This window comes from Paraburkholderia sejongensis (assembly GCF_020880815.1).
GTDB lineage: Bacteria > Pseudomonadota > Gammaproteobacteria > Burkholderiales > Burkholderiaceae > Paraburkholderia > Paraburkholderia sejongensis.
On record NZ_JAJITD010000008.1, the window covers coordinates 238,915 to 263,985 of the forward strand.

A 25,071-nucleotide genomic window follows, 5' to 3' on the forward strand; every position below is an offset into this window, starting at 1 on the left:
CGCGGTCGCGGCACTCGCCCGAGTCATCGCGCGTGCCGAGTAGTACGCGCGTCCAGCGTCTAAAGAACGGTATTCATGCGTATCAGACAACAACATCAACGGAACCGTTACGCGGGCCGAGCGCCCACGCCCAGGCATAGCCATTTCGTGATCCTCGGCGCGTTGGCGAGCTGGGTTCCGGCTGCCGCACACGCCGATTCGACGATCGCCCAGGTTCAGTTCGACGATCAGTTCCTGATGAAGCCGAAGAATCAGAGCGTCGATGTATCGCGCTTCGAGCACGGCAACCCGGTGCTGCCCGGCGAATACACGGTCGACCTCTACGTGAACGGCAACTGGGCCGGCCACCCGTCAGTGAACTTCCGCACGCCGCAAGGCGCCGACAGCGCGACGCCGTGTTTCGACAAGGCGCTGGTCGGCCGGCTCGGCCTGAATCAGACCAGACTGACGGACAGCGCGCGGGCGGTGCTGGCGGGCGGCGGCGAATGCATGGACCTGGGCGAGATCGTCGAGGGCGCATCGGTGACGTTCGACATGTCCGATCTGCGGCTCGACGTGAGCGTGCCGCAGGCGTCGCTCACGCGCAATCCGCAAGGCTATGTGAGCCCCGAGTTCTGGGACGAGGGGGTGCCGTCCGCGACGCTCGCGTATAACTTCAATTCGTTTCGCGTCACCGGCTCCGGTTACGGCAGCACGCAGAGCTATCTCGGCCTGAACAGCGGCATCAATATCGGCAGCTGGCATCTGCGGCAGAATTCCGCGTTCACATTCGAGTCGCACGGACCGAGCTCGTATCAGAACATCGAGACGTACGTGCAGCACGATCTGCCCAGCATCAGCAGTCAGCTGACGCTCGGCGATGCGTTCACCGACGGCGCGGTGTTCGACAGCATCGGCATTCGCGGCGTGCAGGTCGGCACCGACGACCGCATGCGGCCCGATTCGCAGCGCGGCTACGCGCCGGTGATTCGCGGCGTCGCGTTGACCAATGCGCGTGTGACGGTGTCGCAGAACGGCAACCGTCTGTACGAAACCACGGTCGCGCCGGGCGCGTTCGAGATCGACGATCTGTATGCGACCGGTTACGGCGGCAACCTGCTGGTGACGGTGACCGAGGCCGACGGCACCCAGCGCAGCTTCACGGTGCCGTACGCATCGGTCGTGCAACTGTTGCGCCCTGGCATCTCGCGTTTCAACTTCGCGCTCGGCCAGATTCGCGACGCGGAGCTGGACCGTCACCCGAACATTCTGCAGGGCACGTTCCAGTACGGTATCAACAATCTGATCACCGGTTATGCCGGCGTGACGGCCGCGCAAGGGTATGCGGCGGGGCTCGTCGGCGCGGCGTTCAACACGCCGATCGGCGCGGTCGCGCTCGACGTCACGCAGGCGAACGCGAGCATTCGCGGCGCCGGCACGACCTCGGGGCAGAGTGTGCGGATCAGCTACAGCAAGCTGCTCGCGGCCACCGATACGAACTTCGCGGTCGCCGCCTATCGCTATTCGTCGAGCGGCTTCTGGGGGCTGCGCGACGCGATGCTCGCACGCGACGCGGTCTCGCGCGGCCAGTCGGCCAACTCGATCGACCGCCAGCGCAACCAGGTGCAGCTGACGATGAACCAGGGGCTCGGCGACGGTCGCGGCAACGCGTACGTGGTCGGCTCGACGCTCAGCTACTGGAACCGTTCGGGCACGACCACGCAGTTTCAGGTCGGCTACAACAACATCCTGCGCGCGCTCGGCACCAGCTTCAGCTACAACCTGTCGCTGTCGCGCCAGCGCGATACGCTCAGCGGCCAGATGAACAACCAGGTATTCCTGAGCGTTTCCGTACCGCTCGGCAAGTCGCAGCACGCGCCGACGCTCGCCACCAGCTTCGCGCACGACAGCAACACCGGCTGGTCGGAACAGGCGATGCTGACCGGCACCGCCGGCGAGGACAACGACTTCAGCTACGGCGTGACGGCGAACAATTCGCCGGGCTCGACGGTCGGCGGCGTCAACGGTCAGTACCGCAGTCCGTATGCGACCTTCCTCGGCAGCGCCAGCACCGGCTCCGGCTATTCGCAGCTGTCGGGCGGCGTTTCCGGCGCGGTGGTCGCGCATCCGGGCGGCATCACGTTCGCCAACGATCTCGGCGACACGGTCGGGGTGGTCGAGGCGAAAAACGGGTATGGCGCGCGCGTCACCAATTCGACAGGTGTGCGAATCGATCCGCGCGGCTATGCGGTGATTCCGTATCTGATGCCGTACCGGATGAATCTGGTCGACATCGATCCGAAGGGCTTGCCGCTCGACGTCGAGTTCAAATCGACGACCCAGCAGATCACGCCGCGCGCGAATTCGGTCGTGATGATCCATTTCGACACGGTGAGCGGCCGCGCCGCGGTGATCACCGCGCGTCAGCCGAACGGCGCGAAGCTGCCGTTCGGCGCGAATGTGCTCGACAGCGACGGGCACGACGTCGGCGTGATCGGTCAGGGCAGCCGGCTCTTCGTGCGCGGCGTCGCCGACGAAGGCGCGTTGACGGTGAAGTGGGGCGACGCGGCCGACCAGCAGTGTCTGCTGCACTACAAGTTGCCGCCGCGCGACGCCGACAAGGGCATGTTCGCGCACGCCGACGCGCTTTGCGACGTGGGCGCGGTCGCGCCGGCGACGGGTGTGGTGGCGACGCCGGTGGCGACACCGCAAGTGGCGCCGCAAGCGACACCGCAAGCGACACCGCAAGCGACACCGCAAGCGACACCGGCCGTACAGGCGCACCCGCAAGCGCCGCAGCGACCGGCACAGCCGTCCGGCGAGCAGGCACAGCCGCAGTCGCAACCTGAGCTGCAACCTGAGCCCGCCGAACAGCAGTCGTTCGCGCCGAGCGGGCAGAACTGGGCGGCGAACATGGCTGCGGCGAACGTCAGCATGGCCGCGCGGATTTCGACCGCGGGCCGCCTGCACGGCGACGGCGACGGCGCCGCGAACACCCACCTGCATTGAAACCCGCACCGCGGGCGCGGGCGGCCCGGCTGCCCGCGCGCTCCAGCACTCGATCAACCCTGCAAGGTCCGCTCAATTGAAAGCACGCCATTTACTGATTGTTTCGCTGCTCGCAGCGTCTGTTCTGCCGGCCCTGCCGGCGCACGCGCAGGTGGTCCGTTCCATCGGCATCGCGCGCAATCCCGCCGCCGCGGCGGCGCAGCGGGCCCACGGCGAGTGGAGCCAGCGCAACCTGAGCGGCGGCAGCGGCGGCGCCGTGAGCGCTGCCGGCCCGTCGGCGGCTGAGACCGCCAATAGCAGTACCGCCAACACCGGCAACGCCGACAGTCGCGGCGGCCGCAATGTCGGCTTCGTGCAGTTGCCCGGCGTGCACTAGTCGCGGGCGCACCCCGACAGCGCCGCCAGCGCCGCCACCGCGCGCGAGCGCAATGGCGGCGCACGATTTTTTGCGCGCCGTCCCGACTGCGACGCGCGTTCTGCTGCAACCGGTCACCGCAAGGAACCTTATGAAACTCATCTCCAGATTTGCCGACGCGACGCACGTCGTGTCGAAACTGCTGCTGCCGGCGTTCGTGCTGATCGGCGCAACCCTGCTGCCGGGCTTCGCGCACGCGCAGTGTTCGCTGGGCTCGGGCGGCACGTCCAATTTCATGATCTCGATCCCGTCGCCCGTCACCATTCCTCGCGACGCGCCGGTGGGCAGCGTGATCGGGCAGGGCACCGCGACGGTGGCGTTCAGCAACGCATCGCCGACCGGGGTGTATTGCACGGCCGCGGCCTCGTACGTCTATTCGAACCTGCAGGGCGGCAGTTCGTCCGGCTCGAACAGCGTGATGCCGATCGGCTCGACGGGTATCGGCTACACGCTGCAAGCGGGCTCGAGCTACTATTCGACCGCCACGGGTACGTTGCCGGCAACGTGGTTCCAGCCGTCGTCGTGCGGTCAGACAGCGGGCGGCAAATGCTATGCGTACCTCGGACCGACCGTGACGCTGCGGCTGATCAAGCTGTCGCCGCTGATCAGCAGTCAGACCATCGCAGCGGGGCAGTATTTCACGGCGACCGTCGGCGGCTTGACCGCGGGCACGGTGTCGCTGGCGAACCCGGTGCAAATCACCAATCAGACCTGCACGGTCACCACGCCTTCGATCTCCGTGCCGCTCGGCAACGTGCCGCTCAGTCAATTCGGCCCGGTGGGTTCCACGTCCAATACCGTGCCGTTTCAGATCGGCCTGAATTGCTCGGGCGTCGCGACCAGTTATTACATCACCTTTACGGACAGTAATAACCCTGGAAATAATTCGAATGCGTTATCGTTGACATCGGATTCCAGCGCGAAAGGCGTCGGCATACAAATCCTGAAAGGCGGTAATCCGGTCGCTTATGGTCCAGATTCATCGGTGGCGGGTAATCTGAACCAGATTTTTCTCGGCACCACCGCCGGCACCGACACGGTCGTGAGCCTGCCGTTCGGCGGCCGTTACGTGAAAATCGACAGCACCATGACGCCCGGCAGCGCCAATGGCGTCGCGACCTTCACGATGTCGTATCAATAAAAAACCGAAGTTATCAGATTGACATCGATGGCATTTTAATTCCGGAATTATTTCAAGATAAAACGGGTTTTGTTGGTTATTTGCGCTATGTCAAATTTTATTAAGCGTATTGCATAGATTAATTAATTTGGCATAATTTGCATGCCGGATTTACGGGGAATTAGTGAATCCGGGAAAACCTTTTAATTCGAAATACAGGATATAAAAATGCAACAGATCGATCGTAACGAACTCGCCAAGGCCAACGTCGCAGGTGGCTGCTGCAAGACCAGCTGCGATATCACCACCAGCTGCTCGACGGACACGTCGTCGACGGGCGGCACGGGCGGCAACCCGCTGCCGGTGACCAGCGCGTAATAGCCGCTAACCGGTCGTGCGCGCGAGGGCGGTCGAACCCGGCCGCCCTCGCGCCGTCTCTGATCGGGGCTGCCTATGCGCTCATTTTCATCACGGCTGCGCAGGAATCTGCGCTACGCGAAGTATCGCTGCCAACGCGCTGTGCTGGCCCGCGTGCCGGCGTCGCTGCTCGAGCCGCTCGCGGCCGCAGGTGCGCGCAGCGGTGCTCTGTTCAGTGCGAAGCGGCGTGCGAACGGCGTGGTGCGCGCCGATCCCGGGCCCGATCTCGCGGATCTCGCGCCGCGCGAAACGCGCCGCGCGCGCACAAGTCGCGCACTCGAACATCTGATCGACCGGCGCATCTATTTCGGCCGCCACGTACGCGGCGTCGAACATTGGCCCGACCTGCAGGCGGTCGCCGCGAAGCTCGCGCAACAGATCGCGCGGCTCAGGCAGACGCACCCCGGCTGTCCGGTGATCGTGTCGCCGTTTCACTACGTGTCGCAGTACGCGAACATTTATGTCATCGACGAATTGCGCGCGCAACTGGCGCTTCGCTCGCTCGCGGTCGTGTCGGGGATGCCGCGCAATCTGTACGGCAACGACCAGGCGCAGATTCCGGGCGTGAACGTGCTGTACACGTTCGACGACGACAACCGCGGCGGACTTGGCCTGCGCGTCGTGCGTTCGCTCAAGCGCAACGGTGCGCTGGTGCTGTTCGCCGACGTGCCGCCTTTCACGATGCACCGCTATCCGATGGAGACGGTCGGCGTCCAGATGTTCGGCCGCAACGCGCGGATTCACCACGGCGTGTTTCGGCTCGGCGCGCCGCTGAACGCGTGGCTGTTGCCGTTTTATCTGACTTTCGAGCGCGGCCGCTTCGATGCCGAGCTGTTCGAGCCGCTGCCGCTCGCGGCGCCGGACGCGCCGCAACAAGTGGCCGACTGCATCGCTACCGCGCTGCGCGCGAATTACGGCCGCTGGCTCGCCGCCGGGCATCCGTCGCTGTACGCGTTCGCCGCGTCGCGTTAGCACGCCCGGCGCGGCCAGGCTGCCGATCACGCATTCACGGCTCGCGCTTATCGCGGTCACCCATATCACGGCTCGCGGCTGTCACGGCTCGCGCAGGCAAGTATCGGCGGGCGCGCATCAGCGCCTGATTTCCCGGCCGCACAAGCCGCTACAGACAACAAGGCATGCCAATCATCCGGGCATGAGCAGCATCGATGGAATCGACTCAACTTCCGCAGTTCAAGGACGTGCCGTGGCGCTGGATCGCCTACGCGACGTCCGTGCTGGTGATCGGCGCGATCGCCTTCGCGTTCCTGCACGAAATCGAATTGAAGCAGGACGTGCAGAGCGAAATCGTCTCGCCCGACGAGGTCAAGATCCAGGGCCTCAGCGGACTCGTGTCCGCGATCTACGTGCAGCCGCTGGCGCACGTGAAGGCCGGCCAGCCGCTGTTCCAGCTCAAGCGCGACCTGTCGCTCGCCAGCGACGGGGTACAGCGGCCGGTGTACGACGCGCGGATGCGCGACGACCAGCTGCGCACCTCCGAAACGCAGTACGCGCAGCGGCGCGCCGCGCTGAGCGCGCAACTGGCCGCGTCCGCGCAGACGCTGCAAAGCCGCCACGCGGAGCAGGCGGCGCTCGATCAGCAGATCGCGCAGAACCGCGCGCTGGCCGACGAATCCGCGCGCAAGCTCACGCGGCTGCAATCGGTGTCCGACTACGTGACTGCCGATCGCATCGAGCAGGCGAGTGCCGACGTGCATCAGGGCAAGGTGGCGGTCGCCCAGGGTCTCGCGCGGCGTCAGCAGCTGGTCGGCGAGCTGGCCACGCAGCAGAGCACGCAGACCGACCTGCAGGCGCAGCTGCGCGAACTCGATGCGCAGCATGCGCGCGATCTGCAGGACATCCGGCTGCGTTTCGAGCAGTTGCGCCAGGACCAGACGATCTCCGCGCCGCAGGCCGGCGTGGTGACGTTTTCGAATCTGGTGCCGGGCCGCTCGCTGGCCGCGGCCGACGTCGCGCTCGTGCTCGGCACACGCGAGCACGGGCCGTTGCGCGCCGCGCTGCGCATACCGTCACGCCAGCGCGGTTTCGTGCGCGAAGGCGACACGGTGCGGCTGAAATTCGACGCGTTTCCGTATGAGCGCTTCGGCACCTACGCGGCGCGGATCGACGCGATTTCGAGCACCACGGTGCAGACGCAGATCTCGCCGGACAGCGCGTCGGACGCGAAGGCGAGCGAAGCCGGCGACTACATGGCGTGGGCCACGCTGGCCGGCGACACGTTCGTGTTCGAGCGCCAGCAGTTCCGGATTTTGCCGGGCATGCGCGCGACCGCGAGCATCGTCGTCGAACGCAGGACCATCGCCGAATGGGTACTGGCGCCGCTGTTTCGCATGCTGAGGGGGTAACGGTGCGCACGATCTATCAGAATGAAGTGGCCGAATGCGGCTACGCGTGTCTCGCGATGGTGCTCTCGCACCTCGGTCGCGCGACCGAAGTGCGCGAGCTGTCCGCGTTCCGGCCGATCTCGGCGAACGGGCTCACGTTGATGGACCTGTACGACGTCGCGGTCGAATTCGGCCTCGCGGTGCAGGCGTATCGCTTCGACGTCGCCGATCTGCACGAGGTCGCGCGCGGCTCGATCATCCACTTCGGCGGCGCACATTTCGTCGTGTTCGACAAATACCGGCGTGGCTACGTGCATATCATCGATCCGGCCAGCGGCCGCCGGCGCGTGTCGCTCGACACGTTCGCGGCCAACGTGTCCGGCTATCTGCTCGAATGCGGGCCGACTCCGCAATTGCCGCGCATTCGCGCGGATTCCGGGGTGGCCGCCGCGCTCGCGCGGGTGCGGGCGAGCAACCCGATGCTGTCCGCGCAGATCGCCAAGGTGCTGTTCGTCGCACTCGGCAGCCAGGTCGCGATTCTGGCGATGCCGTATCTCGGCAATCTGGTGCTCGACTACGTGGTCGCCACCGACAACCTGAACCTGCTGAACGTGCTCGTGCTGACCTTCGCGAGCCTGTTCGCGATCGGCGTGTTGAGCCAGTACGTGCAGGCGCGGCTCGTCGAGGTGCTCGAAGGGCGCACGCGGATCGGCATGACCGAGGGGCTGCTCGGCCATCTGCTGCGCAATCCGCTGCCGTGGTTCGAGAAGCGCAACGTCGGCGATCTGTTCGCACGCCTGAAGGCACAGGACGAGATCAACACCTATGCGACCCGCACCGCGGTGTCGCTGTATATCGACATCGCGGTCGGGCTGCTCGCGTTCGTGCTGATGCTGGTGCAGAGCCCGCTGCTGACCGCGGTCGCGGTCGGGATTTTCGCGTTCTACGTGACGGTCGCGTTCGCGCTGTTCGTGCGGATGCGTGACAACCACGCGCTGGTGCTGGAGCGCTCCGCGCAATGCGACGACGCGCTGATCGAGACGATCCGCGCGGCCTCGCTGATCAAGCTGTCGCAAGGCGAGACGCGCCGCACAGCGCGTTACATGACGAAGTATCGCGACTTCATCGCCGCGACGCTGACCAGCAACCAGCTCGGCGGCCTGCGCGACGCGATCCTGAAACTGGTCGACTACGCGGACATGATCGTGATCACGTGGCTCGCCGCGCAGCTGATGCTGGGCGGCCAGATTTCGGTCGGCGTGTTCTATTCGTTTCTGATCTACAAGGCGCTGCTGTCGGAGCGGCTCGCGCGCTCGATCAACGCGGTGTTCGGCTACTTCATGCTGAGCGTGCCGGTCGCGCGCGTCGACGATATCGTCAAATGCGAAAGCGAGCGCTATACGCCGCCCGAGGACGCTCAGAAAGCGGTCGAAGTGCGCGAATTTCGCGACCTGTCGATTCGCGGTGTGTCGTTCCGCTATGGCGTGTCGGACCAGCCGGTGCTCAGAAATGCGAACCTCGAGATTCGTCGCGGCGAGAAGATTGTGATCACCGGGCCGTCGGGCAGCGGCAAGTCGACGCTGTTCAAGCTGCTCGCCGCGGCCGAGCCGCTGCAGGAAGGGCAGATCGCGCTGAACGGGATCGCGTGGCCGAACCTGCACGTCGACGAAATCCGCCGCCATGCGACCCATATGCGCCAGGGCGACCTGATTCTGCACGGCTCGATCGCGGACAACATCTCGCTGTTCGAAGCGCATGCGGACGAGGAGCGCATTCATCGGCTGCTCGACGACGTCGGCCTGCTCGCCGACGTGATGCGTCTGCCGATGCGCACCCGCACGATCATCAGCGACACGATCGCCAATATTTCGGCCGGGCAGCGGCAGCGGCTGCTGCTTGCGCGCGCGTTGTACCAGCGGCGCGAGGTGTTGCTGCTTGACGAACCGACGTCGAATCTCGATCCGGAGTCGGTGCGCCGCGTGGCGGCTTTGCTGCTGCGGCTCGACTGCACGGTCGTGGTGATTACGCACGATATGTCGCTCGCGGCCGCGTTCGGGCGGCGCTACCGGCTGCACGAAGGGGAACTGGTGCGGGAAGGGCAGAGCGATATCCAGGCCGACCCGCAACGCGAAGTTCGCGACAACCTGAGCACTGCAAATGAATAAGCACGGCGGCATGCTGCTGATTCTGCTGGCCGGTTGCATTGCGACCGCCGCCATGGCCGGTACCGTGGTCGGCACCCCGACGACGCCCCCCGTGCCCCCCGCGCCAGCCGTCGACCTGATGACGATAGTCGACCAGGCGATCGGCCACGACGCCGATCTCGCCGCCGCCGAGGCCGGCTACGCGGCCGCGCGGCAGGCCCGGCCGATCGCGCGCGCGGCGTTGCTGCCGCGCATCGACGGCGGCTGGGGCCGCGGCTACAACCGCATCGCCAATCAGGGCTATACGCCGGTCGCGTACTGGCAGAGCGGCTGGACCGTGAGCCTGTCGCAGCCGCTGTTCGACTGGGCGCGCTGGACCGGCTACCAGCAGGCCGATCTGGTCGAGGCGCAGGGCGCGCTCACCTATGCGGACGCGCGCCAGAGCACGATCCTGCATGCCGCGCAGGCGTACTTCGACGAACTCGCCGCCGAAGACGAACTGCAACGCGCGACCGATTATCGGGCGGCGGTCGGCACCCAGCTCGACGAACTGCGGCGGCGCCGCGCGGCCGGCGACGCGACGCTGATCGATCTGCGCGAAGCCGATGCATTGAGCCAGCAGGCGCAGTTGCAGCAACTCGACGCGACGAGCGCGCTGCATCTGAAACGCCAGGCGCTCGAACTGGTGACCGGGCAGCCGTTCACGCCGCTATCGCGGCTCGCGGCCACGCCGGTGCGACCGCGGCTCGAACCGGCCGACCTCGACAGCTGGGTCGCGCAGGCGAGCACGCAGGGCTACACGGTGCAGCTCAAGCAGCTCGACTCGCAGATCGCGAAACTGGACGTCAGCAAGACGCGCGCCGCGCACTATCCGGTCGTCAATCTGCAGGCGGGTTACACGCCGGCCGGCGCGGCCTCCGGCTATGCGCGTCCGACCACCACGACGACCGCGATGCTGACCGTGACGATCCCGCTGTACTCCGGCGGCGAAATCCAGGCGCGCCTGCGGCAGTCGTTCGCGCAGCGCGACCAGGCCGAGGACGCGGCCGAGTCCGCCGCGCGCGAGGCGGGCGCCGCCGCCCGCGACGCATACACGCGCTTCACCTCGGGACTCGCGCGCATCGATCTGCTCGCGCGTATCGCGCAAAGCTCGCGCGACGCGCTTGCGGCGACGCGCATCGGCTACCGGGTCGGCAGCCGCACCAGCACCGACGTGCTGCGCGCGACCGACACGCTGTACACGAACCAGCGCGATCTGCTGCGCGCGCGCTACGACACGATCCTCGCGCTGTTGCAGCTGAAGGCGCAGACCGCCGCGCTGAATGTCGACGAAGTGGCCGCGGTCAATGCGCAGCTGGCGGCGGCCGGCGCAGGCTCCGCCGCGTCACCCGCGAATGGCCGCAACGGCGTCGCCGCGCCCGCGCATTGAGCGGGGCTGAAAGTTTTAAAACATCGACGCTGAAATTATCTTGAAATGGCCGGGCGATTTCCGAAGTCCGGCGCTCGTCCGTCGGGACAAAAATTGCAAATAAAAACTAACGATTTCGGGTTTTCATTGACCTAAAACCAGTTGTGCGCGTGGTGTGAAAAACACCTTGGTTTGCAGGGTATTTTCTCCGTAATAAGCGCGTTAGTTCAGCCCTCCGGCCAATGCCAAATCTCAATAATAAATAGAACATATAAGAAACCGGAAAATGCGATGCTGAATTAAATTATGCCGATAGTATTTGTCAATATTTTTTAGAGTTATTAGAATAAGGAACGAATATGCGTGACATTGCGGTGGTGGGGATGGCCGGGCGTTTCCCGGGTGGTCTCGACAACCTTGATCTGCTGGTCGAGGCCTTGCGCGCGCGGACCGTGACCGCGGGCCCCGTTGCGCCGGACCGCTGGGATGCCGCGCGCTACTACGCGTCCGACGAAAGCGCGAAGGGCAAGGCCTATGTGGATCGCGCGAACTTCATCACGCAGGACGTGCGCGCGATGGACGCCGGCTTCTTCGATCTGCCCGCGCGCGTCGCCGAGAACATCGACCCGCAGCAGCGTCTGCTGCTCGAACTGATCTGGGAAGCGTTCGAGAACGCCGGTCTCGATCTGCCCGCGCACGCGGGCCGCAAGGTCGGCGTCTATGTGGGCGGCTTCATGCTCGACCATATGGTCACGCTGATGCAGGTGTCGAACCGCACGCGCCACAACGCGAACACCGCCGCCGGCATGATGATGACGATGCTCGCCAACCGCCTGTCGCATGCGTTCGATCTGCGCGGACCGAGCCTGTCGATCGACACCGCGTGTTCGTCGTCGCTGGTCGCGTTCAGCTATGCGTGCCGCGATATCTGGGCCGGCGACTGCGAGATGGCGGTGGTGGGCGGCGCGAACGTGATGACGCGCCCCGAGTACCCGATCGGGATGAGCAAGGGGCAGTTCCTGTCGCGCGACGGCCAGTGCAAGTCGTTCGACGCGCGCGGCGACGGCTACGGCCGCGCCGAGGGCGGCGGCATCGTGCTGCTCAAGCCGCTCGATCGCGCGCTCGCCGACGGCGACACGATCCTCGCGACGGTGGCGGGCGCGGGCGTCAATTCGGACGGCCGCACGCCCGGCATCTCGATGCCGAGCGAAGAAGCGCAGCGCGCGCTGATTCGCGAGGTGTCCGAACGATTCTCGATCGACACGCGCAACGTGCGCTACGTCGAATGCCACGGCACCGGCACCGCGGTCGGCGATCCGATCGAGGCGGCCGCGATCGGCTCGGTGTACGGCGCCGGCCGTCATGGCGACGAGCGCGTGGTGCTCGGCTCGATCAAGAGCAACATCGGTCACATGGAAGCCGGCGCCGGCGTCGCGGGCGTGATCAAGGCGGTGCTGTCGTTGCAGCATCGCGAGGCGTTCCCGCTCGGCAATCTGCAAACCCCGCACCCGGGTATTCCGTTCGAGGAACTCGGCGTGCGGCTGGCCGATGCGCCGATTACGCTCGCGCCGGCCGGCGAGCCGTTCCTCGTCGCGATCAATTCGTTCGGCTATGGCGGCACCAATGCGCACGTGGTGCTGCGCTCGGCGCCGCAGCCGGCAAACGCGGCCGCAAGCGCAACGGCTGCCAACGATGCCGCTGCCAAGGTCAATGCAGCACCGAAGCGCCCGGACCATCTGCCGCTCTATCTGCCGCTGTCCGCGCGCAGCCCCGCCGCGTTGCAGGCGCTCGCGCAGCGTTATTGCGACGTGCTCGACGCGCCCGCAACCAAGCTCACCGATCTGCTGCATTCGGCCGCGCTGCGCCGCGCGCCGCTCAGCCAGCGCGCGGTCGCGCTCGGCGCGAACCGCGAGCAGTTGCGCGCCGCGCTGCATGCGCTGGTGCAAGGCGAGCTGTCGGAACAACTGGTCACCGGTCAGCAGGTGGTCGGCGCGCGCGATTTGCCGGTCTGGGTGTTCAGCGGCATGGGTCCGCAGTGGTGGGCGATGGGCCAGCAGCTGTATCGCGACGAGCCGCTGTATCGCGCGGCCGTCGACGAGGCCGACGCGATTTTCCAGCGCATCGCCGGCTTTTCGATTCTCGCCGAGATGCTCAGGAGCGAAGCCGACTCGCAGATCACGAAGACGATCTACGCGCAGCCGGCCAACTTCATCGTGCAGTGGGGGATCGTCGCGGTGTTGCGCGCGGCGGGCGTGACGCCGGGCGCGGTGGTCGGCCATAGCGTCGGCGAGGTCGCGGCGGCCGCGGTCAGCGGCGCGTTGAGTCTCGAAGACGCATTGCGGGTCAGCTACGAACGCAGCCGTTTGCAGGCGCAAACCGCCGGCAGCGGCAGCATGCTCGCGGTCGGCGTCGGCCGCGACGCGCTCGCGCCGTTGCTCGACGCGTACGCGGGCCGCGTCGAAATCGCCGCCGCGAACGGCCCGAACACGCTGACGCTGTCGGGCGAAACCGCGGCGATCGAGGCGCTGGCCGCCGAGCTGTCCGCGCGCGAAATCTTCAACCGCGTGCTGAACGTCGAGGTGCCGTACCACAGCTATCTGATGGAGCCGATTCTCGACGAGCTGACCACGTCGCTGCGCGGCATCGTCGCGCGCGAGCCGGCAATTCCGGTCTATTCGACGGTCACCGGGCAGCGTCTGCAAGGCCCATCGTTCAGCGCCGACTACTGGGCGCGCAACGTGCGCGAGCCGGTTGCGTTCGCCGACGCGGTGCAGTCGCTGGTCGACGCGGGCTTCGCGACCTTCGTCGAAGTCGGCCCGCATCCGGTGCTGTCGAGCGCGATGCGCGACTGTGTGAAGGCGCGCGCGAAAGAGATCCGGCTGGTCGAAACGCTGCGACGCAACGAGGCCGAATGCAAGCGCGTGTACCGCGCGATCGCGCAGGTGTTCGCGAGCGGCTGCACGCTCGACTGGCGCGCGCTGAACGGCGCGGGCCGCTTCACCGCGCTGCCGAACTATCCGTGGCAGCGCGAGCGCGCGTGGCTCGAAACCGAGCGCTCGGTGTATCAGCGCGTGAGCCCGACCGAGCGGCCGCTGCTCGGCTGCGAGCAGTATCCGGCGACCGGCGTGTGGGTCAACGACCTCGAATACGACGAGCTTGCCTATCTGAAGGATCACATTGTGTCCGGCACCGCGATCATGCCGGCCGCCGGCTACATCGAAACGCTGCTCGAAATGGCCGCGCTGCTGCATCCGCGCGCGCCGGGCTGGCGCATCGGCGATGTCGAGATTCGCGCGCCGCTGGTGCTGGCCGGCGACCGCGCGATCGACTACGTATCGAGCTACGACCGCGACACGCGCCGCGCGGCGATTCGCAGCCTGGACAGCGGCAAGATCGGCGAAGGGCAGTTGCATCTGACCGCCAGCGTCGCCGCGCTGGGCGCGGCCGAGGCGCGCCGCGTCGATCTCGCCGCATGGCGCGCCGCGTTGCCGGTCGAGCGCGAGCCGGCCGGGTTCTATCGCCAGCTCGCCCGCATCGGTTTGCAGTACGGAGAAAAATTCCAGACCGTCAAGGCGCTGCATCTGGCGCCGCAGGGCGGCCGCGTGCTGGCGCTGATCGAACGCGATCCGGCGCTGCGCGAGGCCGGTTATCTGGCGCAGCCGGTGATGCTCGACGCGTGCTTCCAGGTGCTGGTCGGCCTGCTCGAGGACAACGAAGCGACTTTCCTGCCGACCGGTTTCAAGGAGCTGCGTCTGCTGGTCCCGCAACTGCCCGCGCGCTACTGGTGCGAGGCGGTGCAGGTGCGCGTGAGCCCGCAGCATATCGACGCGGACCTGACGCTGGTCGACGACTCGGGCGCGGTGCTCGCGGTGATCCGCGAGATGCGCGTGACCGCGTCGTCGGCGAAGGTTGCGCGCACCGACGACTTCGGCGATCCGGTCAAGCTGCAGATGGTTCGCTACGAATGGCACGACGCCGGCAGCGCGAGCGAGCCGAAGCGGCTCGGTCACTGGCTGGTGGTCGAAGACCCGGCCGCCGCCGCGCTGACCGACCGACTTGCCGACGGCCTCGAAGCGTTCGGCGCGCGAGTCTGCGCGCGGCTGCACGCGGGCGCCGGTTTCAACGTGGACGGCGCGCGGATTAGCGTGCGCCCCGACTCGGCCGACGACATCGCGAAGGCCCTCGCCGCGGCCGGCCCGGTCAGCGGCGTGCTGTTCGCGCACGGCGCCGAGGCCGCGCTCGACGGCGTCGACCCGACTGCCACCGAAGCGCTGCTGTTCATGCTCGGCGTCACCCGCCAACTGGCGGCGTTGCCGGTCGCGCAGCGGCCGCGCACGTATCTGCTGACCCGCAATGCGTTCAGTGTCGGCGACGGCGACCGCGCGAACCATATCGTGGTCGAACCCGCGCAAACCGCGCTGAACGGTTTCGCGCGCGTCGCGTTCAACGAACTCGAAGCGATGCGCTTTAGCACGGTCGATATTCCGGCCGCCGCGAGCGACGACGATCTCGACGCGGCGATTCTCGAACTGCTGTGCGACGCCGACGAAGACGAAGTCGCGATCCGCCGCGGCCACCGCTTCGCGAGCCGTCTCGAAGCGAAGCCGTGGCTCGCCGCGCCGCGCATCGAAACGGTGCCGCTCGGCAGCGAGCGCGCGGTGCAGGTGCGCGGCGTCGCCGAACACGAGGAGCAGCAGAGCGCCGGCAGCGTGAAGCTGATCGAGACGATGCGCGCGCCGCTCGCGAGCGACGCGCTCGAATTGCGCATCGAACAGATCGCGCTGACCATGCGCGCGCTGCGCCACTCGGGCGCCGACTCGCTCGATCAGGACTTCGTCGAAGTGGTCGCGACGGTCAGCGCAGTAGGTGGCGACGTCACCGATCTGCGGGTCGGGCAGCGCGTGTACGGTCTCGCGCCGGCCGATTTCGCCAGTCATATTCGCGGCCCGCGCTCGGCGTTCCAACTGGTCGAGCTGCCCGCCGCGCCAGGCGCCGCGCAGACGAAGGCGGCCTCGGCGCTGCTGTTCGTCGCGCTGCGCGAAGCGGTCGCCGAGCGCGTCGTCGAGCAGGCCGATCTCGCCGCCGGCGCGCGCGTGCTGATCGCCGCCGACGAACTCGGTCTCGCGGTCGGCGCGGCGCTGCGCCGGCGCGGCATCGAGACCACGCTGTTCGCAAGTCCCGCCGACGGTTCGACGCGTCAGCCGGCCGGCAACGTGGTCGCGGCGATCGCCGCGACCCACGCGGCGCTCGAAACGGCGGTCGCCGACGTGACCGCGGATCGCGGCTTCGACGCGATCGTCGCGCCGATGAGCGCGTGGGCCGACAGCTTCGGCTGGTACGCGCTCACCGCCGGCGGCGTGCTGATCGATACCGCGCCGCGCACGCAGCCGTTCACGGTGCCGCCGCAGGCCGCGTCGATCGTGCGCGCCGATCTCGCGGTGCTCACGCAGCGCGGGGGCCGCTTCGTCGCGGCGTTGCGCGACGCGGTCGAACGGGTGGGCCGCGGCGAGCTGACGCCGGTCGATAGCCTCGCCGTGTCGATCGTCGATCTGGCGAGCCGCAAGCTCGCGCTGCCGGACGCGGACAGCCCGCTGATCGTCAGCTTCGACGCGCTTGACACGCCGTTGCAGCTGCGCGTGCATGAAGCGCTGAACTTCCGTGCCGACGCCAGCTATCTCGTGACCGGCGGCCTCGGCGGCTTCGGTCAGAAGACCGCGCGCTGGCTGATCGAGCATGGCGCACGGCATCTCGTGCTGGCCGGGCGCAGCGGCATCGATACGCCGGAGCGGCGCGCGTTCGTCGCGGAACTGGAGGAGCGCGGCGCGCACGTCGCGTTCATCAAGTGCGATCTGTCGAAGGCCGGCGAGGTCAGCGATCTGTTCGCGACGCTCGCGAGTTCGGCCGCGCCGCTGGCCGGCGTGTTCCACTCGGCGGCCGTGATCATCGACGAACCGGTCGCCGAGCTCGATCCGCGCAACCTCGTCGCGGTGATGCGCAGCAAGGCGGAAAGCGCGCGGCTGCTGCACGAGGCGACCCGCGACATGGCGCTCGATTATTTCGTGCTGTATTCGTCGATCGCGAACCTGGTCGGCAACAGCCGCCAGGCGAGCTACGTGGCGGCCAACGGCTTCCTCGACGGCCTCGCGTGGCATCGCCGCGCGCTCGGGCTGCCGGCCACCAGCATCAACTGGGGGGCGATTGCCGACGTCGGCGTGGTCACCCGCGACGAGAAGCTCGAACAGTTCATGCGCTACATGGGGCTGCGCGGGATGCAGTCGGCCGAGGGCCTGCGCTGGCTCGAACGCGCGCTGCTGCGCGAGACGACCCAGCTCGGCATCACGCTGATCACCAACTGGAGCGACTGGGGCCGCTATGAAACGCTGGCCGCGCAGTCGCCGCGCTTTCGCGAGCTGATCGCCGCCGACACCAGCGCCGACGCGGACCCGGGCGCGGTGCTGCGCGCGGAACTGGCCGAGGTGCCGGCCGCCGAGCGCTTCACCGTGCTCGCGAGCCTCGTCGCCGCGCTGATCGCCGACGAGCTGGAGACCAGCGCCGACGCGATCCCGGTCGACCGCCCGATCCTCGATCTCGGCGTCGACTCGTTGATGGCGACCGAAATCCAGTCGCTGCTCAATCGCCATCTCGGCATCGCGGTGTCGGTGCTGGAGATTCTCGATGACCTGACCGTGCGCGCGATCGTCGACAAGACGTTGAACGCGTTCGGCTGGGGCGACGCGGACGCGGCCGCGCCGGTCGCGAAGGTCGCGTGATGCGGCTGAGAACCGACTTCGACACTTGCAAGGAGACTCGCCGATGAATCCCGCCACCCATATCGAACGCCTGCGCGCGAAGCTGCTCGGCAAGCCGCCCGTCGCCGGCGGCGCCGCGGCCGGTGACGACGCGCCCGCGCCCCGTCACAGCCCGGCGAAAGTCACGATAGGCCCCGAGCACTACGACTTCGCGCGCTTTCCGGAGCTGCGCGAATACACCAACACGCGCTGGTATTACGACAAGCAGGGCTACGAGTGGAACATGTTCCGCGAGCACGTCGGGCTGGTCAGCGCTGAGGTCGAAGTGGCCGGCCGCAAGATGATCAATTTCTCTTCGTATAACTATCTGAACCTGTCGGGCGATCCGCGCGTGCAGGAAGCGGCGAAGCAGGCGATCGACAGCTACGGCACCTCGACCGGCTCGGGCCGGATCATCATGGGCGAGATCCCGGTGTTCGGCGAGTTCGAGCGCGAGCTGGCCGACATGCTCGGCGTCGAGGACGCGGTGCTCGGCGTCAGCGGCTACGGCACCAACGTCGCGGCGATCGGCTATCTGGCGCGCAAGCAGGACCTCGTGCTGTACGACGAGCTGGTCCACAACAGCATGCTGGTCGGCGCGAAACTGAGCGGCGCGCGCCGCTTCGCGTTCGCGCACAACGATGGCGACGCGCTCGAACGGCTGCTCGCCGAGCATCGCGGCAGCTACGAGCGGGTGCTGATCCTGACCGAAGGCGTGTTCAGCATGGACGGCGATATTCCCGATATCCCGCGGCTGATCGAGATCAAGAAGCGCTATCACGCGCTGCTGATGGTCGACGAAGCGCATTCGATGGGCGTGATCGGCCCGCGCGGACGCGGCGTGGTCGATCACTTCGGGCTCGACCCGGCCGACATCGACATTCATTACGCGTCGATGAGCAAGGCGTTCGCGACGGTCGGTGGCTATATCGCCGGGCGCCGCGAGCTGATCACGATGCTCAAGCACTACGCGCCGGGGCTCGGGCTCTATATCGCGTCGCCGATGCCGGCCAATGCCGCGGCCGGGCTCGCGGCGCTGCGCATCATGCGCGACGAGCCGCAGCGCGCGCGCCGCGTGCTGGAGAGCGCCGACTACTTCCGTGCGCAGGCGCGCGCGGCGGGTCTCGACACCGGCGTCAGCGAAGGCTCGGCGGTGATCCCGGTGATGCTGCCCGACGGCGAGAAAGCGCTGTGGATGGCCGCGCGGATGTTCGACAACAACATCTTCACGTTCCCGATGATCTTCCCGGTGGTACCGCGCGACGCCGCGCGGCTGCGCTTTTTCATCAACGCCGCGCATACGCGCGAACAGATCGACCGCACGATCGCGCTGCTGGTCGAGCTGAAAGCCGCCGCGCCGGCGAGCAGGGGACTCTTTTGAAACAGATCCGGATTGACGCCTTCGGGCCGCCGTCGCAGGTCGTGCGCTGCTGCGAGGTCGCCGCGCCCGGCGCGCCGGCCGCGTGGGAGGTGCTGGTCGACATCGACGCGTGCGCGGTGAATCTCGCCGATCTCGCGCGGATCGCCGGTCACTACGGCGAGCTGCCGAAGCTGCCGGCGACGCCCGGTCTCGAAGCGGTCGGGCGGATCGTCGAATGCGGCGCATCGGTCAGCGAACTCGCGCCCGGCGACCAGGTGATTCTGATGGCCAACGACAACTGGTGCCAGCGGCGCCGGCTGCCCGCGTCGCTGGTGTTCAAGGTTGGCGCGCCGCTCGATCCGCTGCAACTGGCGGGGCTGAAAGTCGGCGCGTGCAGCGCGCTCGAACTGGTGCGCCGCCAGGCCGCGCTCGCGCCCGGCGGCTGGCTGGTGCAGACCGCGCCGCTGTCCGCCGTCGGCCGCGCGGTGATGCAGATCGCGCGTCAAGACGGTCTGCGCACGCTCAATATCGTGCGCCGGCCCGAGGCGATCGCCGAGGTGCTGGCCGCGGGCGGCGACGTCGCGCTCGAAGACGGGCCCGAGCTCGTGAGGGCGGCGCGCGCGGCGGCGGGCAGCGCGCCGCTCACCGTCGCGTTCGACGCGGTCGGCGGCGACGGCGTCGCGCGGCTCGCGGCGCTGCTCGACAGCGGCGGCACGATCGTCAACTACGGGATGTTGTCGGGCCGCCCGATTCAGCTCGATTGCGACGACGCGATCTTTCGCGGCATCGGCGTGAAGGGCTTCTGGCTCACCAGGCGGCTCGCGCGGATGACGCACGCGCAACGCGACGCGCTGCTCGCCGAGGCGGTCGAACTGGTGCGCGCGGGCGTATTGCGCAGCGAGGTCGCCGCGACCTATCCGCTCGATGCGATCGGCAAGGCGCTGCGCGAGGCCGCGCAGCCGGTGCGGCCGGGCAAGGTTTATCTGTTGCCGAACGGGGAGCCGGGCGCGATTGGCGCCGGCGGCTCCGCGCGCTGATGCAAGCTGCCGCGCCATCTAAAAATCATCAGGATATCTATGAGAATCGATTCGCAGGAAGCCGCGGCGCCTGACGCGGAAAGCGCGCCGTTGGCGTCGTTTGCGCCGCCGGCCTCGCTCGCGCCGCGGGGAACACCGCAGAGCACGCCGGTGGTGCGCCTGAAAGGCGTTAGCCGCAGCTACGGCCAAACGCAGGCGCTGGCCAATCTCAATCTCGACGTGCCGGCGGGCGAGATGCTCGCGATCGTCGGGCCGTCCGGCAGCGGCAAGACCACGCTGCTCAATCTGATCGGCCTGCTCGACAAGCCTTCGACCGGCGAGATCGAAGTGCAGGGCGAGCCGACTTCGCGCCTCACGCCGACCGGCTACGCGCGGCGCCGCCAGGCGCTGATCGGCTTCGTGTTCCAGAGCTACAACCTGATCCCGGTGCTGAGCGCGCTCGACAACGTGCTGCTGCCGCTGCGTCTTGCCGGCCGCACGAATGCCGCGCAAAGCGCGCGTGCCCGCGAGTTGCTCGACGAAGTCGGCCTCGCCGGTCATCACCACAAGCGCCCCGAGCAGATGAGCGGCGGCCAGCGTCAGCGCGTCGCGATCGCGCGCGCGCTGATCGGCGAGCCGCAACTGGTGATCGCCGACGAACCGACCGCGAGCCTCGACAGCGACAACACCCACGCGGCGATGCAGCTGTTCCAGCGTCTGAATCGCACGCACGGCGTGACCTTCGTGTTCTCGACGCACGACGAGCGGGCGCTGCGTTATATGACCCGTTGCTTGCGGCTATGCGACGGCCGGCTTCCCGCAGGAGATTCCCACTGATGCATGCGCTGCTTCTCGCACTCAAAAATGTATTTCGCAATCGCCGCCGCAGCTTCGTCACGCTCGCGGCGATCGCGTTCGGCCTGACCGCGATCAATCTGTTCAGCGGCTATATCTCGAACGTCTATGCCGGGCTCGAACAGCAGGCGGTGATGGGCGAACGTCTCGGACACCTGACGATCTTCCGGCGCGGCTTCCTGCTCGAAGGCAAGCTCAATCCGAAGCGCTATCTGTTCACGCCCGACGACACCCGCAAGATCGAAGCGCTGATTCATCGCGAGCCCGGCGTGAAACTGATCTCGCCGCGCCTGTCGCTCAATGGGCTGATCTCGAACGGCGAGGCGTCGACGATCTTTATCGGCGAAGGGATCGTGCCGCGGCATAACGACCTGCTCGGCGCGGGCGGCACCGACGATTCGGGCGGCCGGCTCGATGCGAAACACGACGCGGGCGTCGCGGTGTCGTCGGATCTCGCGAAGCTGCTGAACCTGAAGAAGGGCGATACGTTCAGCCTGCTCGCATCGACGCTCGACGGGCAGGCGAACGCGGTGGACGCGGACGTCGTCGACATCTTCAACACAGGCAGCGCCGGCACCAACGACAAGTACGTGCTGACCACCCTCGCGCTCGCGCAGTCGTTGATGAACACCGGCTCGGTCGAACGGCTGGTCGTGCTGCTCGACGACGCGGCGCTCACCGACCGCGTGCGGCTCGACCTCGCGCGGCAACTGCGCGACGCGGGCTTCGACGTCGAAATCAAAACGTGGAAGGAGCTGTCCAGCTTCTACAGCCAGGTCCGCCAGCTGTTCGACATGATCTTCTCGTTCATCGCCAGCATCGTGCTGGTGATCTCGGCGATGAGCGTGGCCAACACGATGTCGATGGCGGTGGTCGAACGCACTCGCGAAATCGGCACGCTGCGCGCGCTCGGCCTGACCAATGCGGGCGTGGTGCGGCTGTTCTCGCTCGAAGGGCTGTGGATCGCGCTGCTCGGCTGCGCGGCCGGCTTCGCGATCACGGTGCTCGCGGCGCTCGCGATCAACGCGTCGGGGATCGGCTACGTGCCGCCCAATTCGTCGTATCGCGTGCTGCTGCAGGTCGATCTCGACTGGCCGCGGATGCTGCTGATCGCGCTCGCGGTGAGCTTTTTCGCGGTGCTGTGCGCGGCGTGGCCCGCGTATCGCGCGACCCGCATCGAAGTGGTCGACGCGCTGAGTTTCGTCTGAGCGTCGATCGATGTTTCCCATCTCCTTGTCAGGTACCCATACGATGCAGCGTTTGAAAGCAGTGTTTTTTCTCGGCATGTCGCTGCTCGCGAGCGGCGCGGCAGTGCCGCTTCGCGCGGCCGCGGCCGACCAGCCGAATCCGACCGAAATCGTCGCGGCGAGCGACCGCGCGCGCGGCGGCGGGCTGGACGGCGTGCAATGGACGATCGATATCACCGGCCAGGACTCCGGCGGCCCGATCGACAAGCGGACCTACGTGGTGCGCGCGAGCGGCGACGACAGCCTCGCGCAGGCCACCTATCCGCCGCGCGAAGCCGGCAGCCGCCTGCTGCAGAACGGCCGCAGCATGTGGTTCGGCAAAGCGACGCTGACCAAGCCGGTGTCGATCTCGACCCGGCAGAAGATGGTGGGCCCGGCGTCGAACGGCGATATCGCATCGACCAACTATGCGAAGGACTACGACGCGACGATCCTGCGCACCGAGCCGGTGAACGGCGAGGACGCGTACGTGATCAATCTGGTCGCGAAGAGCCGCTTCGTCACCTACGACCGGATCGTCTATTACGTGTCGGTCGCGCGCCGCGTGCCGCTGAAGGCCGAGTTCTACACGGTGTCGGGCAAGCTGTTCAAGACCGCGCAGTTCGAGATCGGCAATAAGCTGCAGATCGACGGCAGCACGCAGCCGTTCGTCAGCAAGATGAGCATCCAGGACACGATCGATCGCTCGAACTACTCGGTGCTGCAGTATTCGGACGTGAAGACGAAGAAGTTCGCCGCCGACACGTTCAATCTCGATGCGCTCAATCGTCCGTGACGGCGGGTTAGCGAGGTGATGCGTCGAAACGAACGGGGCCGGGCGGGCCGAGCGCCCGGCGTGCCCAACGTGCCCGGCGTGTCCGCGAGGCTGCGTCTGCGCACGCTGCCGCTGGCGCTGCTCGGTTGGGCCGCGGCAGCGGGTACCGCATGGGCCGACGACGGTCAGGACGACATATCGAACTGGTTGTCGTTCGACTACAACATTCAGGCGCTCGGCTACGGCACCGCGACCGTGCTGAACCGCGAGTCGCTCGCCAATCCGGACAACCGGATCGCGCAAGTGCCGCAATTAAAGGGGGAAGTCGATCCGCGCGTCGATCTGACGCTGAAGGCCGGGCCGTGTTACGCGCAGCTCAAACCGCGCGGTTTTTTTGTCTGGCAGGGCAGCACGCCCGGCGAGAATCCGCGCAGCTCGACCGACGCGTATCTGAACGAAGGGCGGCTGTCGTGCCGGCTGCGTGGGGTGACCGCCGAAGTGGGGCGCGGCGTGCTGCTGTGGGGCAGCTCGATCCTGCTGTCGCCGAGCAATCCGTTTTTCGCCGAGACCGGCAAGACCAATCCGGTCAACGAAATGCTCGGCCGCGATTTCGCGCGGCTCGCCGCGCAGTTGTCGCCCGCATGGAGCGTCGAAGCGATCGGCAACTTCCACGTCGATACGCGCGATACGACCAAAGCGTATTTCTCGCCGGTGACCGCGCTGAAAGTGAACTGGACCGGCGACGCGGCGAGCGCGAGCGCGCTCGTCTCGCATCGCGACGACGGCGTGAACCGGCTCGGCGCGTACGGCACGTGGACCGTGTCGGACGCGTTGCTGCTGTACGGCGACGCCTCGCTCGGCCAGGGCCGCAGTGCGCTCTTCGCGGTGCCGCAGACCGGCGCGCCGGCGGGCTGGACGTTCGCGCAGAACCAGACGCGCGACAAGTCGCTGCGCGCGAGCGCGCTGTTCGGCGCGAGCTATACGGTGCCGTCCGGCTGGACCGGGACGTTGGAGCTGCTGTACAACGGCGACGGTTATTCGAGCGGCGAGCGGCGCGCGTATCAGTCGGCAATCCAGGCCGCGAACGGCGCGCTCGCGATGGGCAACGTCGCGGCGGCCGGCGTGCTGGGGCAGGCGCTCAATCCGCAGCAGAGTCTGCTCGGGCGCCGCTACGCGCTGCTGCAAGTGGGCCGCACCGATCTGTTCAACAAGCTCGACGTGACGCTGCGTTACTCCCAGGCGTTCGATGCGCCGCGCGGCGGCAACGCGGCGCTGTCGTTGAACTACAAGGTCACGCCGAACGCGGAGCTGTTCGCGTTCGCGCAGTGGAACGTCGGCAATTCGCAGTCGGAGTTCGTGCAGGTCGCGCGCTTTTCGCTGATGAGCGGCCTGCACTACTACTGGAAGTGACCGGCGGGGGGCACGCGCTCGCGGGGTGGATTTCACGATGGGTGGGTGATCTGATGACTTAAGGGAAGTTAGCCGAACGTTGATGTTATTTAGAAAATGAAAATGTTCGTCTTGAGATAGTGTCGCGAGAGGGGCGAGCGGGTGAAGGAGAGCGCGGAAGAGGGGAAAGCGCCCGACCCGCCGGCAGGTAGGCCATGCCGGTGCGGCGGATTTGCGCGGTCGGCTGGCCGATGTAACCAGACGTTACCCAGCGTCCGGAGCGGCGATCTTCCGCATCAGTTATTACAAAGTTGAAATACGCGCGATGCTGCGTTGCGCTATATTTCCGCCAACAAAACGTTCCTACCAAGGGTGAATCCATGAAGTCCGCTCGTGTTGTTCCGCTTCTGCTCGGGGTGTTGACGTTGGCTGCATCGGGGGCCGCGATGGCCGCGGGGCTGAACGTCGGCGTCAATATTGGTATTCCCGCGCCGGTCTACGTCGCCCCGGCGCCGGTCTACGCACCGCCGCCTCCGCCCCCGCCGCCGGTCGTCTATCAGCCCGCGCCGGTCTACTACGGTGGTCCGCAGGTCGTGATCGGCTGGCACGGCGACCGTTACTGGGACGGCCGTCGCTACTGGGATCGTGACGACTGGTATCGCCATCATCCGCACGGTCGCGGCGACTATGCGCGCGACCACTACGACCACCGCCACGGCTGGCACTGAGTCGCGCGGCTGGCGGCTTCGAGTCGCGCTGCAATAAGGAACCGCCCGCGAGGGCGGTTTTTGTTTTTGGGCCGGCGGTTTTGCCGTGGCGCGCATCACG

The 25,071-nt window shown here is 67.2% G+C and carries 16 protein-coding genes; all 16 read left to right on the forward strand.

Features of this window, described 5'->3' with window-relative positions; translation table 11 throughout:
* Positions 1-75 precede the first annotated feature (75 nt).
* The 16 genes from LJ656_RS17835 (at position 76) to LJ656_RS17910 (ending at position 24,971) form a co-directional block, all read left to right on the forward strand.
* On the forward strand, positions 76-2,988 hold the full coding sequence (locus LJ656_RS17835) for a fimbria/pilus outer membrane usher protein (RefSeq protein ID WP_230510702.1): 2,913 nt from the start codon (positions 76-78) through the stop codon (positions 2,986-2,988).
* 151 nt (positions 2,989-3,139) lie between these two features.
* Positions 3,140-3,364, forward strand: coding sequence for a hypothetical protein (locus tag LJ656_RS17840; RefSeq protein WP_230510703.1), 225 nt, complete (start codon positions 3,140-3,142; stop codon positions 3,362-3,364).
* Between the two features lie 130 nt (positions 3,365-3,494).
* Positions 3,495-4,544: a fimbrial protein gene (locus LJ656_RS17845; RefSeq protein ID WP_230510704.1), complete on the forward strand. Its 1,050-nt coding sequence runs from the start codon at positions 3,495-3,497 to the stop codon at positions 4,542-4,544.
* Between the two features lie 207 nt (positions 4,545-4,751).
* A complete protein-coding gene (locus LJ656_RS17850) occupies positions 4,752-4,901 on the forward strand; it encodes a hypothetical protein (protein ID WP_230510705.1) in 150 nt (49 codons plus the stop codon).
* A gap of 75 nt (positions 4,902-4,976) precedes the next feature.
* Complete coding sequence (locus tag LJ656_RS17855; protein ID WP_230510706.1) at positions 4,977-5,912, forward strand: lysophospholipid acyltransferase family protein; 936 nt, start codon at positions 4,977-4,979, stop codon at positions 5,910-5,912.
* Positions 5,913-6,106: 194 nt separating this feature from the next.
* Positions 6,107-7,303 (forward strand): HlyD family secretion protein, encoded by a 1,197-nt coding sequence (locus tag LJ656_RS17860; protein ID WP_230510707.1) that lies wholly within the window; start codon positions 6,107-6,109, stop codon positions 7,301-7,303.
* A 2-nt stretch (positions 7,304-7,305) separates the two neighbouring features.
* Positions 7,306-9,447 (forward strand): peptidase domain-containing ABC transporter, encoded by a 2,142-nt coding sequence (locus LJ656_RS17865; protein ID WP_230510708.1) that lies wholly within the window; start codon positions 7,306-7,308, stop codon positions 9,445-9,447.
* A complete protein-coding gene (locus tag LJ656_RS17870) occupies positions 9,440-10,855 on the forward strand; it encodes a TolC family outer membrane protein (RefSeq protein ID WP_230510709.1) in 1,416 nt (471 codons plus the stop codon). Before LJ656_RS17865 ends, LJ656_RS17870 begins: the two co-directional genes overlap by 8 nt.
* A 338-nt stretch (positions 10,856-11,193) precedes the next feature.
* A complete protein-coding gene (locus LJ656_RS17875; RefSeq protein ID WP_230510710.1) occupies positions 11,194-17,604 on the forward strand; it encodes a type I polyketide synthase in 6,411 nt (2,136 codons plus the stop codon).
* Between the two features lie 43 nt (positions 17,605-17,647).
* On the forward strand, positions 17,648-19,003 hold the full coding sequence (locus LJ656_RS17880; protein ID WP_230510711.1) for an aminotransferase class I/II-fold pyridoxal phosphate-dependent enzyme: 1,356 nt from the start codon (positions 17,648-17,650) through the stop codon (positions 19,001-19,003).
* Positions 19,000-20,019 carry a zinc-dependent alcohol dehydrogenase family protein gene (locus LJ656_RS17885; RefSeq protein WP_230510712.1) on the forward strand — a complete coding sequence of 340 codons (1,020 nt, stop codon included), beginning with the start codon at positions 19,000-19,002 and terminating at the stop codon, positions 20,017-20,019. Before LJ656_RS17880 ends, LJ656_RS17885 begins: the two co-directional genes overlap by 4 nt.
* 39 nt (positions 20,020-20,058) lie before the next feature.
* Positions 20,059-20,835 carry an ABC transporter ATP-binding protein gene (locus tag LJ656_RS17890; RefSeq protein ID WP_230510713.1) on the forward strand — a complete coding sequence of 259 codons (777 nt, stop codon included), beginning with the start codon at positions 20,059-20,061 and terminating at the stop codon, positions 20,833-20,835.
* Complete coding sequence (locus LJ656_RS17895; protein WP_230510714.1) at positions 20,835-22,061, forward strand: ABC transporter permease; 1,227 nt, start codon at positions 20,835-20,837, stop codon at positions 22,059-22,061. The genes LJ656_RS17890 and LJ656_RS17895 overlap by 1 nt, the downstream gene beginning before the upstream one ends.
* 43 nt (positions 22,062-22,104) lie before the next feature.
* Positions 22,105-22,875: an outer membrane lipoprotein-sorting protein gene (locus LJ656_RS17900; RefSeq protein ID WP_230510715.1), complete on the forward strand. Its 771-nt coding sequence runs from the start codon at positions 22,105-22,107 to the stop codon at positions 22,873-22,875.
* 60 nt (positions 22,876-22,935) lie between these two features.
* Entirely contained in the window at positions 22,936-24,264 is a 1,329-nt protein-coding gene (locus tag LJ656_RS17905; protein WP_230510716.1) for a hypothetical protein, read from the forward strand.
* A gap of 359 nt (positions 24,265-24,623) precedes the next feature.
* Positions 24,624-24,971 (forward strand): hypothetical protein, encoded by a 348-nt coding sequence (locus LJ656_RS17910; RefSeq protein ID WP_230510717.1) that lies wholly within the window; start codon positions 24,624-24,626, stop codon positions 24,969-24,971.
* Positions 24,972-25,071: the final 100 nt, after the last annotated feature.

Excerpts from the sequence above, each read along its gene's own strand:
- LJ656_RS17835 (WP_230510702.1), top strand. The coding sequence starts at position 76 with ATGCGTATCAGACAACAACATCAACGGAACCGTTACGCGGGCCGAGCG.
- LJ656_RS17850 (WP_230510705.1), top strand. The coding sequence starts at position 4,752 with ATGCAACAGATCGATCGTAACGAACTCGCCAAGGCCAACGTCGCAGGT.
- LJ656_RS17855 (WP_230510706.1), top strand. The coding sequence starts at position 4,977 with ATGCGCTCATTTTCATCACGGCTGCGCAGGAATCTGCGCTACGCGAAG.
- LJ656_RS17890 (WP_230510713.1), top strand. The coding sequence starts at position 20,059 with ATGAGAATCGATTCGCAGGAAGCCGCGGCGCCTGACGCGGAAAGCGCG.
- LJ656_RS17870 (WP_230510709.1), top strand. The coding sequence starts at position 9,440 with ATGAATAAGCACGGCGGCATGCTGCTGATTCTGCTGGCCGGTTGCATT.
- LJ656_RS17910 (WP_230510717.1), top strand. The coding sequence starts at position 24,624 with ATGAAGTCCGCTCGTGTTGTTCCGCTTCTGCTCGGGGTGTTGACGTTG.
- LJ656_RS17895 (WP_230510714.1), top strand. The coding sequence starts at position 20,835 with ATGCATGCGCTGCTTCTCGCACTCAAAAATGTATTTCGCAATCGCCGC.
- LJ656_RS17860 (WP_230510707.1), top strand. The coding sequence starts at position 6,107 with ATGGAATCGACTCAACTTCCGCAGTTCAAGGACGTGCCGTGGCGCTGG.
- LJ656_RS17880 (WP_230510711.1), top strand. The coding sequence starts at position 17,648 with ATGAATCCCGCCACCCATATCGAACGCCTGCGCGCGAAGCTGCTCGGC.
- LJ656_RS17900 (WP_230510715.1), top strand. The coding sequence starts at position 22,105 with ATGCAGCGTTTGAAAGCAGTGTTTTTTCTCGGCATGTCGCTGCTCGCG.
- LJ656_RS17845 (WP_230510704.1), top strand. The coding sequence starts at position 3,495 with ATGAAACTCATCTCCAGATTTGCCGACGCGACGCACGTCGTGTCGAAA.
- LJ656_RS17875 (WP_230510710.1), top strand. The coding sequence starts at position 11,194 with ATGCGTGACATTGCGGTGGTGGGGATGGCCGGGCGTTTCCCGGGTGGT.